Below are 14,691 nucleotides of genomic sequence, written 5' to 3' on the forward strand. Positions count from 1 at the left end.
TTAATGATATTTTGAATCTTAAGTTTTATCCACAACTAATAATGGAAAAACCCTCTGTTTTTAAACAGGGAGTTTTTCAACAAACTGAAATAAAAATAAAGGAGTGTTTTCACACTCCTTTATTTTTATCTCTTTTTATTTTCTTGGATTCTTAACTTGTGCTTGTGCAGCTGCAAGCCTTGCCACAGGCACTCTAAATGGTGAACAAGATACATAGTTTAATCCAATATCATGACAAAATTCAACTGATGATGGATCTCCTCCATGTTCTCCACAAATACCTAATTTAATATTTGGTCTTGAAGCTCTACCCTTTTCAGCTGCAATCTTAACTAATTGACCAACACCTTTTTGGTCAAGCTTAGCAAATGGATCTTGTTCATATATTTTTCTCTCATAATAATCTGATAAGAATTTAGCTGCATCATCTCTTGAGAAACCAAATGTCATTTGTGTTAAATCATTTGTTCCAAATGAGAAGAATTCAGCTTCTTTAGCTATTTCATCTGCAGTTATAGCTGCTCTTGGAATTTCAATCATTGTACCAACATGATAATCTAATTTAACTCCCTTTTCTTCCATAACTTCTTCTGCTGTTCTAACAACTATATCCTTAACAAATTTTAATTCTTTTACTTCACCAACTAATGGAATCATTATTTCAGGAACTATATTATATCCTTTATTGTTCTTAACATCTATTGCAGCTTCAATAACAGCTCTAGTTTGCATTTCAGCAATTTCTGGATAAGAAACAGCTAATCTACAACCTCTATGACCCATCATAGGATTAAACTCATGTAAACTTTCCACTGTTCCCTTAAGCTCATCAAATGTTAATCCCATTGTTTTTGCAAGATCTGCAATTTCTTCATCATTATGAGGTAAAAATTCATGTAGTGGTGGATCTAAGAATCTAATTGTAGCTGGCATTCCCTTTAATTCTTCATACATTCCAATAAAGTCTTTCTTTTGCATTGGAAGTAATTTAGAAAGTGCAGCTCTTCTTTCATCTTCATTCTTAGCTACTATCATTTCTCTCATAGCCATAATTCTATCTTCTTCAAAGAACATATGCTCTGTTCTACAAAGCCCTATACCTTCAGCTCCAAATTCAACAGCTTGCTTTGTATCTCTTGGATTATCTGCATTAGTTCTAACTTTAAGCTTTCTAATATCATCTGCCCATCCCATGAATGTTGCGAAATGGCCTGAAATTTCTGGAGTAACTGTTTTTATAGCTTCACCAAATATATTTCCTGTAGAGCCATCTATTGAAATATAATCTTTATCTGTGTAAACTTTTCCGTTAGCTTCTAAAGTTCTAGCCTCTTCATTAACTTTTAACTCTCCACAACCTGCAACACAGCAAGTACCCATACCTCTTGCAACAACGGCTGCATGAGATGTCATACCACCTCTTACAGTTAAAATACCCTCAGCTGCAATCATACCTTCAATATCTTCTGGTGAAGTCTCAAGTCTTACTAATACTACTTTTTCGCCTTTTTCAGCTCTTTCTTTAGCTTCTTCTGCAGTAAATGCAACTTTCCCACAAGCTGCTCCTGGTGATGCTGGAAGACCTTTAGCTATAGCATTTGCTTTCTTTAATTCATTAGCATCAAAAGTAGGATGTAATAAAGAGTCTAATTGTTTAGGCTCAACTTTAAGTATTGCTTCTTCTTTAGTTAACATACCTTCTTCAACTAAATCAACCGCAATCTTTAATGCTGCTTGAGCTGTTCTTTTACCATTTCTTGTTTGTAAAAAGTATAATTTACCTTCTTCAATAGTAAATTCCATATCTTGCATATCCCTATAATGATTTTCAAGAGTATGAACTATATCCATGAATTGTTTATATATAGCGGGGTTTTGTTCTTCTAACTTAGATATTGGAAGTGGTGTTCTAATACCCGCAACAACATCCTCACCTTGAGCATTCATTAAATATTCACCATAAATTTCTTTTTCACCTGTTGCAGCATTTCTTGAGAATGCAACACCAGTACCTGAAGTTTCTCCCTTGTTACCAAAAACCATTTGTTGCACATTGACAGCAGTTCCCCATTCACCTGGAATATCATTTAATCTTCTATAAACGATGGCTCTTGGATTATCCCATGATCTAAATACAGCCGTAATAGATTCTGTCAATTGATCTATTGGATTTTGTGGGAACTCTTCACCTTTTTCTTTCTTGTATAATTCCTTATACTTTACAACTAATTCTTTTAAATCACTTTCATCTAATTCAGTGTCATATTTAACACCTTTTGCTTCTTTAGCTTCATCTATTAAATCTTCAAATAATCTCTTTTCTATCCCCATAACAACATCAGAGAACATTTGAATAAATCTTCTATATGAATCATAAGCAAATCTTGGATTATTCGTTGACTTTGCAACAGCTTCTACAGCAACATCATTTAATCCTAAGTTTAATATTGTATCCATCATACCTGGCATTGATACCCTCGCACCAGATCTTACAGAAACTAATAATGGATTAGTGTTGCTTCCAAATTCTTTTCCTGTTATTCTTTCTAGTTCTTTGATATTTGCATGGATCTCTTCTACAATTGAATTTGAAATTTGTTTTCCATCCTCATAATATTTATTACAAGCCTCAGTTGTAACTATAAATCCTTGAGGAACTGGAATCCCTATTCTAGTCATTTCTGCTAAATTTGCCCCTTTACCTCCAAGAAGGTTTCTCATTGACCCGTCACCTTCACTGAAAAGATAAACATACTTTTTATTCTCCATCTCAATACTCCTCCGTTCATACAATAAATATATACTAACAAGATTATAATCTTGCAGTTACCCTTTAATTTACTTTGCTTCTCCTAGATTAACAAATAACTTAGTTATATTAGTCTTAGAGATTTTACCCACTATTTTTAAATTAAACTTTCCATCGTCTGAATCGCAAGATTTCTCTACTATTGGTATACTATCAATTTCATGTTCTATTATTTTCTTTGCTAGTGAATAAGCACTATCATCTGGTGAACCATAAATTATATTAGGCATTCTAGTCATAATTACTCCAACAGGGACTTTATGTATATCAGTTCCCCCTATTGCAATTTTCAAGAAATCCTTTCTAGAAGCTGCACCAACTAAATTACCATTACTTTCAACAAATAACGTTCCTACATCATGCAAAAACAAATGAACAATTGCCTCATAAACCGTAGTAGCATCGTTAACGGTTACAGGTTTCGACATAATGTCTCCCACTCTTATTTTGGATATATTTTCTAATATGTCCCCGTCAACTTTTTTACCCAAATAAACATAACCCACTTTTGGTCTAGCATCTAAAGTACCAGTCATTGTAAGTATTGCTAAATCAGCTCTTAAAGCTGCTCTTGTCACGCCTAACTTTTCAGCTATCGCTTCACTTGTAACCGGCTCACCTGCCTGAACTATTTTAATTATTTCCTCTTGTCTGTTTGTAAACTTCAATGCTACCCCTCTTTTCGACTATTAAAGGAATATTCAGACAATTAAGAATTTTTTCTATTTACAGTATAATTATAACATTTTATAATCTTTTTACTATACCTAATTTTAAGAAAAATCTTCCATTTAGTTTGAATATTCCTATTCTTTTCTAATTTCCTATATTATATCTTTGTTTTTCTTCGATTTGCTATTTTTTATCATCTTCATCATTAAAATTTACAGTGTAAGTAAATGTGTTATTATCATCATTTTCTTTGCCTTTATCTTTTCCAGGCATTTTAATACTATCAATGTTAACATCTTGTACCTTTTCTTTTACCTTATCAGCAAAATCACTTGCTTTATCTTTTGCTTCATTTACAGCTGCTGAAATGTATTTATTAACTACTTCAACGCTTCCATCAGCTTTAGTTATTTCTATAGTTACTTGCGTAACTACTGCTGCAACAACTACAAATGCTAGTATAGGCGGAATAACAATAGCAATAACCCCTGCTGCTATTCCTGCATTTACAGGTACATCAACTAATTTTTTCCCATCTTTACTTACTTTAATTCTAGTAACATTACCTTTGTTTATTAAATCCTTTAGCCAAACTTTTAATTCATCTATAGTTTCAGTTTTCTTGTTATATTCCATGTTCTCTTCATTTTGTGCATTATTTTTAGATTTTTCTTCTAAAAATATTATTGCATCTAAAACACTTCCGTTAGACACTTCTAATGCTTCTTTTGCTTCACTATAGCTAACTCCAGTTCTTTCTTTTACCTTATCAACTTTTTCCAATGTAATATCCATACTCTCTCTACTCCTTTATATATTTTAACATTTCTAAACTTTTAGGCCTTCTTGAGTAATTCGAATTAATTATAAATGTTGTTACTTTTTCTATTTGTTGCTTAACCTCTTTTGTAACATTTAATCTATATATCTTATCCATAGGTGTATTGCTTAAAAATCGAAGAGCATTATACCCCGCCCTTGATATATATATTCCATGTTCTTTATTACATGTATCACAAACTCCACCAAAATACGACAAAGAAATATAATCACTTGTACTTATTGCTTTTTTACATATACAACATTTATCAAATTGCAGACCATATCCCGTTGCATCAAGTAATCTTAGTTCAAATGCTCTAATCAACATTTCATAATCCATAGCATCTGTATTTAATAAATATGTGCATGTAATAAAGTCTCTAAATAAGTTTTTATTGACTTCTCCTTCTTGAACACAAATATCAATTAATTCACAAATATACGATGAATATGTTAATTTATCCAAATTATCCAATAACCCTTGAAATGAATTTATAATTCTTCCTTCTTGTAAGTTATATAAATTTCTTCCTTTAAAAAATATATAATCTGCAAAGCATAATGGCAATGTAAGTGCTAAGTTTTTACTTTTACTCTTCTTAGCTCCTCTTGCTATGAATGTTATTTTCCCTAACTCTTCACAATAAGCCCAAATAAGCTTGTCATTTTCTTTATAATCTATTGATTTAATTATTATACCTTTAGTCTTTGTAATAGACAGAATAATCAACTCCTATCTACTTATTTTTTTTGTATCCTAATTCTCTAAGTAGAAGTCCATTATCTCTCCATTCTTTTCTTACCTTAACCCAAATTTTTAAATTAATTTTAGCACGAAGGAATCTTTCTATTTCATATCTTGAAGTTTCACCTATTTTCTTTAAACTTGTTCCATTTTTACCTATTATTATTCCTTTATGTGAGTCTTTTTCACAAATTAAGTCTACCTCAATATGATATGTACCTTTTTCGTTTTGTTTCATTTGAATAACATCAACAGCTATTCCATGAGGCACCTCATCTCTTAAGTTCTTCAGTGCTTTTTCTCTTACAATTTCAGCTACAATAAATCTTTCTTGAACATCAGTAATCATATCTTCTGGATAATATTGTGGTCCCTCTGGCATTTTATCAACCATTAATTTTACTAATGAATCAACATTCTTTCCTTTTAGAGCTGATATCGGTATTAATTCTTCAAACTCATACTCCTTAGAAAACATCTCTAAAGTTTTTGCAACCTTATCATGTGAATTTTCATCAACTTTATTTACAACTAAAAAAACTGGTGCTTTTTGAGTTTTTAAGGCTTCTAATATGAATCTATCACCTCTACCAATTTCTTCGCATGGATTAACTAAAAATAAAACTAAATCAACTTCTTTTATTGAATCCTTAGCTGAATTTACCATGTACTCACCTAATTTATGTTTAGGCTTATGTATCCCTGGAGTATCTACAAAGACTAATTGATAATCATCTCCAGTTAATATAGTTTGAATATTATTTCTTGTTGTTTGAGGTTTATTAGATACTATTGATAATTTTTCCCCCATTATTTCATTTAATAATGTAGACTTCCCTACATTTGGTCTTCCTACTATTGTTACAAATCCTGATTTAAACATTTTATCCTCCTAGCCTTTTAAGTCCTTCTTCGAAAAAACACCTGGAAGTATTTCTTCAAAAGTTTTCACTATATAGTCATTTTCATTTTTTATAATTATTACTGGTATTTTTTCATCTTTAGTAAATTCAGCTATTACCTGTCTGCATATTCCACATGGATAAGTATATGCATTTACATCACCAACCACTGCTATAGCTTGAATTTCTCTATTTCCTTCATGAACACCCTTAAAAATAGCTGTTCTTTCAGCACAATTTGTTCCGCCAAAAGAAGCATTTTCAATATTGCTTCCATCATATATTTTTCCATCTTCAAATAGTACAGCAGCACCTACCTTAAAATTTGAATATGGACAATAAGCTTTTTCTCTTGCTTCTAATGCACTTAAAATTAACTCTCTATATTTCATTCTTATTCCTCCATTTAAATAGTATATCATATATATTAATTTTAATATCTCATAAAAACTAAATATTTATAACTAACTTTATAATTTAAATATAGTAAATATTAATAATGTTAATAAAATTCCTAATACACCACCAACAATCACTTCAAAAACAGTATGAACCTCTGAATCAACCCTACTTTGAGCTGTAATAAATGCCATTAAATAAGCTAATATAATACAAATAGGTTTCTCTGTTATAAGCGAAATGGCTGTTGATATTGAAAACGCCAAGGCACTATGCCCACTTGGCATCCCACCTTTAAGCGGTGTACCTTCACCAAATATAGCCTTAATTATTAATACAGCTAATACAACTATTACTAATGCAATAAAAATCATATATGGTTCTGAGTGCTTAATCTTGTATACTACCTCATAAGAAAAATTAGATAATTTATCCCAAAATACAATATATCCTACTAACAATGCATTTATTGCTGTTACTAATACAGCTCCTGCTGCAGTGTTTTTAGCTACTTTTGCTAATGGATGATAATAATTAGTATTTAAATCTACTGCAGCTTCTACTGCTGTGTTTACAAGTTCAGCACTAATTACCATTGTAATTGTAATTGCTAATGCTAAAAACTCAGCCTTAGAAATATCAAAGAAAAAGCAAGCTATAAGTACAGCTATTGAAGCTATAACATGTATCTTCATATTTCTTTGAGTTCTAACGGCATCAATCACTCCATTAATTGCATGATTAAAGCTCTCTAATAACTTTTTCATCTCCATAAATTCACCCTCTTACCATATCTATCTCTTTATATTTAATTTTCCCAATATCTCTTCTTCTCTAGTTCTCATTTTAGCTTTATCTTCATCATTCATATGATCATATCCTAACAAATGAAGTATTGAATGTACAACTAAATAACAAACCTCTCTCTCAAAAGAGTGATTATATTCTATGCTTTGCTCTCTAGCCCTTTCTAATGATAAAACCATATCACCTAGCACTAATTCATCTCCATCTAAATATATCTCATTAAACTTCTTATTTTTATAAACATTCTTAAAAACCATATTTTCTGGATAGTCCAACATAGGAAAAGATAATACATCTGTTGCTTTATCTATCCCTCTTGTTTCATTATTTATTTGCCTTATTTCATTATTATCTACAAACAAAAGTGAAATTTGATATGGTATTACAACTTCTTCATCTTTTAACGTTACATCACACACTTCATTAATAATATTAATAAGTTCATCTGTTACCTCAATTACATTTTGTCTATTATCAGTATATAACATACTTACTCCTTCCTTTATACTTATCATATAATATGTAATATTATTGCTTGCGTTTATTCATTATACGTCTTTTACTTAAACTTCGCAACTTATATAAAAAGGGAGGTTTCCCTCCCTTTTTACTCTTTCCCCTTTTCAGTTGGATATTCTATCCTATGATGATAAATACCTTTTAAAACTCTTAAGAAGCATGCTTTAATAGCTTCTAAATCTCTAAATGTTAAATCACACTCATTTAACTGATTAGAGTTCATTTTATCTTTAACAATATTATTTACCATATCTTCAATTTTCTCTAATGTAGGCTCTTGAATTGATCTAACAGCCGCTTCAACACTATCTGCCATCATAATAATTGCAGCTTCTTTGCTTTGAGGTTTAGGACCTGGATATCTAAAATCCTCTTCTTTTACCTCATCTGGATTTTCACTACTATTTTTTAAAGTATAATAAAAATACTTAACTAATGTAGTTCCATGATGTTGAACAATCATATCACTTACTACCTTAGGAATATCATATTCCTTTGCTAACTCTAACCCATCCTTAACATGGGATATTATTATTGTAGTGCTTAAAGCTGGTGAAATTTTATCATGTGGATTTGCTCCACCCAATTGATTTTCTCCAAAGAAAAATGGTCTCTTTATCTTTCCTACATCATGATAATAAGCACCTACCCTTACTAACATAGGATTAGCCCCAACTTCCTCTGCAGCAACTTCAGCTAAATTAGCCACCATTACACTATGATGATATGTTCCTGGTGCTTCCATTAACAGCCTTTTTAATAAAGGATTATTAGGATTAGAAAGTTCTAATAACTTCATATTCGTAACTAAGCTAAAGCTTGATTCTAAGAATGGCAATAATCCCATTGCTAGAATCCCCGAAATAAATGCACCAAATACAGCTAATATCACATCAAATAATATTTGCTTTATATTATTTGATAAAAGCATTCCACTAGATAAAACTACAACAGCAGCAGAAGCTGATACATAAACAGTTGAATATAATATGTCATTTCTTTGACTAATCTTCTTTAATGTAGTTGATGATACTATAATTGATACAATTCCAATTAAAATTACCTGTGGATCAAATCCAACAATAACTCCTATAAACAATAAATTTAAAGAACTTATTACAATAGAAATCTTTGAGTCTAAAAATACAGTCATAAGTATAGGGGCACAAGCTATAGGTATTATAAATAGTGATACAAATGTAAATACCCTTGCTGAAATTACTGATAATAAATTTAATAATAAAATTAAAAATACTAATTTTGTATCTACTAAAATTTCTTTCTTTTCTTTTTTTAGATACATATACTGCATTCCTAATACAAATAAAACAAAAAAGGCTAATATTATATAAGTATAAATATAGTCTTTACTAACATCCTCTCCTACAAGTCCTAGTTCTGTCAAAATATTTATTTGCTGCTGAGTAATCGGCTCTCCTTCTTTAACAATAGTCTGATTTTTTTTAATCATAACTTTAGAAACACTTTTCAATGCTTCCTTTACAGCTTCATCAGTTTTAGATTGGTCAAAGAAATAATTAGCCTTAATCTGACTTTCACACATTTCTCTCAAAATCACTTCTATATTTGACTCTAAATCTTGACTTGATAAATAATCAGCGACAATTGTTTTTGCTTCTGCTATATCTTCGCTACTATCTTCTATTTGCTTTTCGTAGCCTTTATCTATAGCAGTTAATGCTATCCATTGTAATTCGGTATCCTTATCAACGCTTAAGTCTAGCAAAGTTTTATATTCTGAATCCGAAAGCTTAAATGCATCTATCTTTTTCAATTCACTTATCTTACTTTTTTCATCTATCTCATTGCTCTTTAAATTAATTAACTTATCAAAAAAGCTTTTTATATTTTCACTTGCCTCTATTTTAATTTCATTTTTAAGCGTAAACTTTTTTTCTACTTTTGCCGTAACCTCTTGCTCTTTAGCTTTAGTAGCTTCTTCATCGATTATATCACGTGGTGCTTTAATATCTACAGTTGCAATGTCACCTTCATTTAATTTATATCTCTTTGGTGTGACAACAGTCAACACTATAAAATAAATAAAAATAGATGTAATAGTAAATAAAAATATTCTTTTCCATTTATCCATATGCACCTTTTTTAAAACATCACTTTTATCTTTCATTTAGTTCACCTTCTCATCTTCCCCTAATATTTAATATCCTACGGTTTCTTCACTAACTATGTTTTGTTCTACAACAAATACTACCTTTACTAATAAATTCTCATCATCTTGCATTTCATTATCTATTAATTTATCTACTATCTTTGCATCCCTATTTAAATCATTTAACAACGAGTTTTCTAATTCTTTAACTGAATTTTCAATTGCTTCTTCCTGAGATAAATTAATTTCTTTCTCTACTCTCTCATAATATAACACCTTATTAAATAAATTTCCACTCTTTTCTATTTTATCATATTGCTCGAAATCTTTTGTAGCCTTTTTCAAGTATATTTTTTTACCAAAAATAGATATATAAATATCGCTATCCTTCCTCCCACTTCTTTCTAAAGAAGTTCCACTAACTTTTACATTTATAGATTTTTCATAAAAAGTATTTGCAATTACTATTCCTCTTGGTGGCAAGATATATTCTCCACCCTCTGCTCCATCAATTCCTTGAATTATAACATCACCTACTTTAACCAATTGACCTACTTTTACAGTACTTCTTCCAGCAAAAGTATATACTCTTTTTATTTCTCCTTCTCTAGTAGCTACAAGATTTCCATACTCATAATTTTCAGCTTGCGGCGGATTAATCTTCTCCTCAACTGTAACTTTTAATGTAGAACCTTCAATTCTTACTCTAAGCCATAAAATTTCATTACTCATATTTTCTAATTTCTTCTCTATCTCCTTTACATCAATAGAGTTTTTAGATATTCCTGGTTTTATCCCTATTTCACTTAATTCTTTTCTAATTTCAAATGGAGGAATATTTTTTTGAACCTCTACTTCTATAGACCATATGTAAGTAGATAAATACAATATTATTCCTAAAAAAAGTACAGCTCCAATTGCTAATGACATTCTTTTTTTGATACCACCTAAAAAAAATACAAATCCATCACTTTTTATAATATTTATTCTGCCACCTAAATTTACAACTAACTCTCTAACATCAGCATAATCTAAATAATCTATTTCCAATATTAGTGTCGCTGCGTCTTTTCTTTTTATTTTATATACCCTTATATTTTTACTCCAAAAAAGATTTAATAATCTTTCGGTATTTAATATTTTAATTTCAACTAATATTTTCCCCTTTTTCATCTTATCAAAAGCCATTTATCATTCACCTCACATATTCAATTGAATCAAAATAACCTTTAATAGTTATTGTGGCTGATGCTATATACAGTATCTCAAAACTATTGCCTTTTATTTCTATAGGTGACATATTAGTATTAATTTTTATCTTATCTTTTTCGAATACCATTATTCCTTTGTGATTTTCTATAGTTATTTCATTTCTCCCTATAACAATAATCTTTGGTAAATCTAAAAGTACATCTTTAGGAAGATCTAGTTTTTCTACTAATATTTCTTTTCCTCTATTAAACTTTTTCTCCATAACTTCTCTCCTTTTTTAAATACTCTCTCATTGTACCTTATGATTTAATTTTAAAGAAAATCACAAAAATAAAAAAAGAACTCAATTTACATTGAGTTCTTTTTTTATATTTACTATTTAAATACTCTTAAACAATTTGACTTACAAGCTTCTCCTCTGCTCTATCTACAACCCTTGGTCTAACTGCTGACATAAGTTTACCCATGTCTTACATGCTATATGCACCCAATTCTGTAGCTGTTCTTTTACAATTCGTAAAATATCTTCTTCACTTAATTGCTGAGGAAGGTAACCTAGCAAGATTTCAACTTAAGATTTATTCTCTTCTATAAAATCCTGTCTATTTCCCTTTTCAAATTCAAGCATTGCATTACTTTGCTTGACTTCTTTTGCTAATATCTCTATAACCTTATCGTCCTCAAGCGTAACACCGCAGGTCTTTTTTACTAGTAATATCACAGAATAACCTCTAAAATAAATTCTAAAATAACTTTTAGAATTTAATATTTTCAGTTTCCTTGTAGTCTACTTTTATTGTTGGCATACTTAAATACCGTTTTAAAAAACTAAAAACTACTTGAATTTTCTCTTTCTTGCAGCTTCTGATTTTTTCTTTCTCTTAACACTTGGTTTTTCGTAATGTTCTCTCTTTCTAACTTCTGAAAGAACCCCAGCTCTTGCGCATTTTCTCTTAAATCTTCTTAATGCACTTTCTAGTGTTTCGTTTTCTCCAACTTTGATTTCTGACATCTATTATCCCTCCCTCCGCTAGCTCAAATTAGTATCTTTAACTCAGCTACGGGCTTAATAACACATATTGTATTATACAATAATGATTACGAAAATGTCAATATTATTTATACTATTTTTCTATTAACCCGGTGGCCATTTCAATTCACGTGCACCTAAAACATGAAAATGTAAGTGATTTACTGTTTGACCGCCATCTGTACCACAATTATTGACAATTCTGTAGCCTGAATCAGCAATATTTAGTTCTCTTACTATTTTATTGATAACCATGAATATGTGTGAAACTATATTAGAATTTTTTTCATTCAATTCATTAGCACTACTAATATGTTCTTTAGGTATAACTAAAAAGTGAACTGGAGCAGCTGGACTTATATCATAAAAAGCTAATACTTTATCATCTTCATATATTTTTTTTGACGGTATTTCACCTGCTACTATTTTACAAAATAAACAATCTCCCATAAACTCACCTCCTTTAACTGAAACTCCAAATTTTCAATTTGGCTAGTTGAAGTTACTCCTTCGATTTCAAGAGAAGGAGTTTCCCTTTTAACTAGTTAATAGTTAAAATAAACTATTAACTATCCTAAACCATGGTCGCTATAGCATAATCTTCTATAGCTTCTTCTATCTTAACATCTACTATTTTACCAGTAATATTAGCTGACATGCAATGTACTATTACCTTAATATAGTTTCTTGTATATCCTTCATAGAAATCTGGCTTATCTTTAACTTCTTTTTCTATTAATACATCCATTATTCTTCCAATAAACTTTTCTGTAAATGCATGCTCATTAATATCATTTAATTCTATTAATTCCTTACTTCTCATATCTTTAATATTTCCATCTAATTGATTTGGCATATCAGCTGCCTTTGTACCTTTTCTTGGACTATATTTAAACACATGAGTTTTAGTTAAATGGATTCTCTTTAAATATTCATATGTTTCATTAAATTCCTCTTCTGTTTCTCCTGGGAATCCAACTATTACATCCGTAGAAATAGATACATCCGGCAATGTTTCTCTTAACATATTAACTGATGCTTCATATTCTTCAGCTGTATATCTTCTATTCATCCTCTTTAGTGTTGCATCACATCCACTTTGAAGAGATAAATGGAAGTGTGGACATAGCTTTTTAAATCCTTTAATTTTTTCAACTACTTCATTAGTAAAGAATGCAGGCTCTATAGACCCTATTCTTATTCTTTCTATTCCATCAATCTTTTCTATTTCTTCTATTATGTTAATTAAATTTATATTACCTTCTAAATCTAATCCATAAGAAGCTGTATGTATTCCTGAAAGTATTACTTCCTTAAATCCATGAGCTGCAAGCTCTCTAACTTCTGATAACACCTTATCAGGATCCTTAGAACAAACAGAACCTCTTGCATAAGGTATTGTACAGTATGTACAGAATCTATTACATCCATCTTGAATTTTTAAAAATGCTCTTGTTTTATCTTGATAATCTTCAATTTTTAAATCTTCAAACTTTTTATTTTGAAGTACTGGTTGCACGTGAACCTGTGGCTGTCCTTCATCTTTAGCTTTATTAACATAATAAACTACATCACCCTTATTTCTTGTACCTAATACTACATCTACACCCGGTATTTCTGAAACTTCTTTTGGCGCCATTTGAGAATAACATCCGACAGCTGCAATTATTGCTTCTGGATTTGTTCTTCTAGCTCTACTTATTATTTGTCTAGATTTCTTATCTCCCATATTAGTAACTGTACAAGTATTTATTACATACACATCTGAAAACTCATTAAAATCTACAACTTCATATCCTTCTCTAATGAACTTTTCAGCCATAGCTTCTGACTCATACACATTAACTCTACAACCTAATGTAGCAAATGCAACTTTCATTAATTATTTCCTCCTAAATCACTAAGCTCATATTGTATTAAAGCTGTTGCAACAAAACCAGCTGTTTCAGTCCTTAATATTCTTTTTCCAAGTGTCACTATATGAGCACCTTTTTCTTTTAGCTTTTCTATTTCCTCTTCTTCAATTCCACCTTCAGGACCTACAAATATTCCAACACTTTTTATATTGCTAGCCTTTTCTTCATTTCTAATTTTGTTTACTAAAGTCTTAACACCAAAATTTTCTGCATTTTCATAAGGAACTATAAATAAATCTAAGTCCTTTATTTTCCCTAATACTGCTTCAAATTCTAAAGGCTCAATTACTTTTGGAACAATACTTCTTTTACTTTGCTTTGCAGCCTCAAGTGCAATTCTATTTAATCTATCTAACTTTTTAAACTCACCTTTTAATTTCACATCTACTCTATGGGTAATTGTTGGTATAAACTCTGTTATTCCTAACTCTGTACCCTTTTGAACTATCAAATCCATCTTTTGAGACTTTGGAAGCCCTTGAAATAAATAAATTTTAATATCGCTTTCATTATTTAAATCAAGCTTTTTTAATATCTCAAGTAAAACTTCTTGTTTACTTACGTTTGTAACCTCTGCTAAATACTCTGTGCCTTCACAGTTATTTAACACTACTTTTTCACCTTCTGAAATTCTAAGCACTTTATATATATGTTTTACATCATCACCTATAATTTTAGCTACATCTCCATTAATTAATTCTTTTGGAGTAAAAAATTTATGCATTAT

General features: G+C 30.1%; 16 protein-coding genes. All 16 read right to left on the minus strand.

What is annotated here, in order from left to right; genetic code table 11:
• Positions 1 to 135 precede the first annotated feature (135 nt).
• Positions 136 to 2,769, minus strand: coding sequence for a pyruvate, phosphate dikinase (gene ppdK, locus I4V63_RS06900; protein WP_196000558.1), 2,634 nt, complete (start codon positions 2,767 to 2,769; stop codon positions 136 to 138).
• Between the two features lie 69 nt (positions 2,770 to 2,838).
• Positions 2,839 to 3,477: a helix-turn-helix transcriptional regulator gene (locus I4V63_RS06905; RefSeq protein WP_196000559.1), complete on the minus strand. Its 639-nt coding sequence runs from the start codon at positions 3,475 to 3,477 to the stop codon at positions 2,839 to 2,841.
• Positions 3,478 to 3,664: 187 nt separating this feature from the next.
• Positions 3,665 to 4,276 carry a DUF4342 domain-containing protein gene (locus I4V63_RS06910; protein WP_196000560.1) on the minus strand — a complete coding sequence of 204 codons (612 nt, stop codon included), beginning with the start codon at positions 4,274 to 4,276 and terminating at the stop codon, positions 3,665 to 3,667.
• A 7-nt stretch (positions 4,277 to 4,283) separates the two neighbouring features.
• The gene (gene recO / locus I4V63_RS06915; RefSeq protein WP_196000561.1) at positions 4,284 to 5,033 is read right to left on the minus strand and encodes a DNA repair protein RecO; all 750 of its coding nucleotides are present in this window, start codon (positions 5,031 to 5,033) and stop codon (positions 4,284 to 4,286) included.
• A gap of 7 nt (positions 5,034 to 5,040) precedes the next feature.
• Positions 5,041 to 5,931 (minus strand): GTPase Era, encoded by an 891-nt coding sequence (era, locus tag I4V63_RS06920; protein ID WP_196000562.1) that lies wholly within the window; start codon positions 5,929 to 5,931, stop codon positions 5,041 to 5,043.
• 9 nt (positions 5,932 to 5,940) lie between these two features.
• Positions 5,941 to 6,342 carry a cytidine deaminase gene (locus I4V63_RS06925; RefSeq protein ID WP_196000563.1) on the minus strand — a complete coding sequence of 134 codons (402 nt, stop codon included), beginning with the start codon at positions 6,340 to 6,342 and terminating at the stop codon, positions 5,941 to 5,943.
• Between the two features lie 78 nt (positions 6,343 to 6,420).
• Complete coding sequence (locus I4V63_RS06930; RefSeq protein WP_196000564.1) at positions 6,421 to 7,122, minus strand: diacylglycerol kinase; 702 nt, start codon at positions 7,120 to 7,122, stop codon at positions 6,421 to 6,423.
• A gap of 21 nt (positions 7,123 to 7,143) precedes the next feature.
• Positions 7,144 to 7,644, minus strand: a complete 501-nt coding sequence (ybeY, locus tag I4V63_RS06935) for an rRNA maturation RNase YbeY (protein ID WP_196000565.1) — start codon at positions 7,642 to 7,644, stop codon at positions 7,144 to 7,146.
• A 119-nt stretch (positions 7,645 to 7,763) separates the two neighbouring features.
• Complete coding sequence (locus I4V63_RS06940) at positions 7,764 to 9,824, minus strand: HDIG domain-containing metalloprotein (protein ID WP_196000566.1); 2,061 nt, start codon at positions 9,822 to 9,824, stop codon at positions 7,764 to 7,766.
• 30 nt (positions 9,825 to 9,854) lie between these two features.
• Positions 9,855 to 10,994: a sporulation protein YqfD gene (yqfD, locus tag I4V63_RS06945; RefSeq protein WP_196000567.1), complete on the minus strand. Its 1,140-nt coding sequence runs from the start codon at positions 10,992 to 10,994 to the stop codon at positions 9,855 to 9,857.
• A gap of 7 nt (positions 10,995 to 11,001) precedes the next feature.
• Positions 11,002 to 11,280 (minus strand): sporulation protein YqfC, encoded by a 279-nt coding sequence (yqfC, locus tag I4V63_RS06950; RefSeq protein WP_196000568.1) that lies wholly within the window; start codon positions 11,278 to 11,280, stop codon positions 11,002 to 11,004.
• A gap of 309 nt (positions 11,281 to 11,589) precedes the next feature.
• On the minus strand, positions 11,590 to 11,739 hold the full coding sequence (locus I4V63_RS15645) for a GatB/YqeY domain-containing protein (RefSeq protein WP_347707726.1): 150 nt from the start codon (positions 11,737 to 11,739) through the stop codon (positions 11,590 to 11,592).
• A 114-nt stretch (positions 11,740 to 11,853) separates the two neighbouring features.
• The gene (gene rpsU, locus I4V63_RS06960; RefSeq protein ID WP_003441547.1) at positions 11,854 to 12,030 is read right to left on the minus strand and encodes a 30S ribosomal protein S21; all 177 of its coding nucleotides are present in this window, start codon (positions 12,028 to 12,030) and stop codon (positions 11,854 to 11,856) included.
• Positions 12,031 to 12,153: 123 nt separating this feature from the next.
• Positions 12,154 to 12,498, minus strand: a complete 345-nt coding sequence (locus tag I4V63_RS06965; protein ID WP_196000569.1) for a histidine triad nucleotide-binding protein — start codon at positions 12,496 to 12,498, stop codon at positions 12,154 to 12,156.
• A 124-nt stretch (positions 12,499 to 12,622) separates the two neighbouring features.
• Entirely contained in the window at positions 12,623 to 13,927 is a 1,305-nt protein-coding gene (gene mtaB / locus I4V63_RS06970) for a tRNA (N(6)-L-threonylcarbamoyladenosine(37)-C(2))-methylthiotransferase MtaB (RefSeq protein ID WP_196000570.1), read from the minus strand.
• Positions 13,927 to 14,688 (minus strand): RsmE family RNA methyltransferase, encoded by a 762-nt coding sequence (locus tag I4V63_RS06975; protein WP_196000571.1) that lies wholly within the window; start codon positions 14,686 to 14,688, stop codon positions 13,927 to 13,929. Before I4V63_RS06975 ends, mtaB begins: the two co-directional genes overlap by 1 nt.
• Positions 14,689 to 14,691 lie beyond the last annotated feature (3 nt).

Origin of the sequence: Clostridium sp. 1001271B_151109_B4 (assembly GCF_015670405.1) — a bacterium.
In the GTDB taxonomy this organism is placed as follows: Bacteria; Bacillota; Clostridia; order Clostridiales; family Clostridiaceae; genus Clostridium.

Bases quoted from the DNA above. Each gene is read 5' to 3' on its own strand.
- yqfC (WP_196000568.1), bottom strand. From the start codon at position 11,280: ATGGAGAAAAAGTTTAATAGAGGAAAAGAAATATTAGTAGAAAAACTA.
- I4V63_RS06975 (WP_196000571.1), bottom strand. From the start codon at position 14,688: ATGCATAAATTTTTTACTCCAAAAGAATTAATTAATGGAGATGTAGCT.
- ppdK (WP_196000558.1), bottom strand. From the start codon at position 2,769: ATGGAGAATAAAAAGTATGTTTATCTTTTCAGTGAAGGTGACGGGTCA.
- ybeY (WP_196000565.1), bottom strand. From the start codon at position 7,644: ATGTTATATACTGATAATAGACAAAATGTAATTGAGGTAACAGATGAA.
- I4V63_RS06925 (WP_196000563.1), bottom strand. From the start codon at position 6,342: ATGAAATATAGAGAGTTAATTTTAAGTGCATTAGAAGCAAGAGAAAAA.
- I4V63_RS06910 (WP_196000560.1), bottom strand. From the start codon at position 4,276: ATGGATATTACATTGGAAAAAGTTGATAAGGTAAAAGAAAGAACTGGA.
- I4V63_RS06930 (WP_196000564.1), bottom strand. From the start codon at position 7,122: ATGGAGATGAAAAAGTTATTAGAGAGCTTTAATCATGCAATTAATGGA.
- rpsU (WP_003441547.1), bottom strand. From the start codon at position 12,030: ATGTCAGAAATCAAAGTTGGAGAAAACGAAACACTAGAAAGTGCATTA.
- era (WP_196000562.1), bottom strand. From the start codon at position 5,931: ATGTTTAAATCAGGATTTGTAACAATAGTAGGAAGACCAAATGTAGGG.
- I4V63_RS06965 (WP_196000569.1), bottom strand. From the start codon at position 12,498: ATGGGAGATTGTTTATTTTGTAAAATAGTAGCAGGTGAAATACCGTCA.
- I4V63_RS06940 (WP_196000566.1), bottom strand. From the start codon at position 9,824: ATGAAAGATAAAAGTGATGTTTTAAAAAAGGTGCATATGGATAAATGG.
- yqfD (WP_196000567.1), bottom strand. From the start codon at position 10,994: ATGGCTTTTGATAAGATGAAAAAGGGGAAAATATTAGTTGAAATTAAA.
- mtaB (WP_196000570.1), bottom strand. From the start codon at position 13,927: ATGAAAGTTGCATTTGCTACATTAGGTTGTAGAGTTAATGTGTATGAG.